The sequence below is a fragment of the Escherichia sp. MOD1-EC5189 genome, from assembly GCF_002966045.1.
Classification (GTDB): Bacteria; Pseudomonadota; Gammaproteobacteria; order Enterobacterales; family Enterobacteriaceae; genus Escherichia; species Escherichia coli_F.
This window is the reverse complement of the sequence record NZ_PTRX01000091.1, coordinates 1-1,258: the sequence shown is the minus strand read 5'-3', so window position 1 is coordinate 1,258 and position 1,258 is coordinate 1. Positions and strand designations below refer to the sequence as shown.

The 1,258-nt window shown below is 53.6% G+C and carries 1 protein-coding gene; it reads right to left on the bottom strand.

What is annotated here, in order from left to right; genetic code table 11:
* Positions 1–30 precede the first annotated feature (30 nt).
* A protein-coding gene (locus ATB02_RS25635; protein ID WP_085947771.1) for an IS3-like element IS3 family transposase occupies positions 31–1,193 on the bottom strand; the annotation gives its coding sequence in 2 pieces (ribosomal slippage) (positions 31–932 and positions 932–1,193; 1,164 coding nt in all).
* Between the last annotated feature and the right edge of the window lie 65 nt (positions 1,194–1,258).

The window sequence follows — 1,258 nt, the reverse complement described above, 5'->3', positions numbered from 1 at the left end:
TGATCCTACCCACGTAATATGGACACAGGCCTAAGCGAGGTTCTTGTTTTCAAATTGTTCCGGACTGAGGCCGCCACACCAACTGTGCCGCCGCCACCGATTGTAATCACATTCGATATAATTAAACACCGTTGCCCGCATTATTTCCCGGCTGATAAAGTGTTCTCCATGGATACATTCCACTTTCAGCGAATGAAAGAAGCTTTCCACGCAGGCATTATCGTAGCAGCAACCTTTTGCGCTCATACTTCCACGCAGATTATGCCGCTTCAGTTGCGCCTGATAATCTGCTGAACAGTACTGGCCTCCACGGTCCGTGTGAACGATAACGTTCCGGGGCCTCTTACGCCGCCACAGCGCCATCTGCAGGGCATCGCAGGCCAGTTGCGCCGTCATGCGTGGCGACATTGACCAGCCAATAACGGCACGTGACCACAGGTCAATGACCACTGCCAGATACAGCCAGCCTTCATCTGTACGTAAGTACGTGATGTCTCCTGCCCACTTCTGGTTCGGGCCACTGGCGTAAAAATCCTGCTCCAACAGATTTTCTGACACAGGCAGGCCGTGTGCGCGGTAGCTGACCGGGCTGAACTTCCGGGAGGCCTTTGCCCTCAGTCCCTGACGGCGCAGGCTTGCCGCCACGGTTTTTACGTTAAAGGGGTAACCCTGAGCACGCAGTTCATCCGTCAGGCGTGGGGCACCGTAACGCTGTTTTGACCGGGTAAAAGCCGCGAGGACAACGCTGTCGCAGTGTTGGCGGAACTGCTGACGCGTGCTTATCCTTGTCCGCCGCTGACACCACGTATACCAGCCGCTGCGGGCCACCCGGAGCACGCGGCACATTGCTTTGATGCTGAACTCAGCCTGATGTTTTTCAATAAAGACATACTTCATTTCAGGCGCTTCGCGAAGTATGTCGCGGCCTTTTGGAGGATAGCCAGCTCTTCATCCCGTTCTGCCAGCTGGCGTTTGAGACGTGCAATCTCGGTAGACATCTCCAGTTCACGTTCAGAAGACGTCTGCTGATTTTGCTGTTTACTGCGCCAGTTGTAGAGTTGTGATTCATACAGGCTGAGTTCACGGGCTGCGGCAGTAACACCGATGCGTTCAGCAAGCTTCAGGGCTTCACTGCGAAATTCAGGCGAATGCTGTTTACGGGGTTTTTTACTGGTTGATACTGTTTTTGTCATGTGAGTCACCTCTGACTGAGAGTTTACTCACTTAGCCGCGTGTCCACTATTGCTGGGTAAGATCA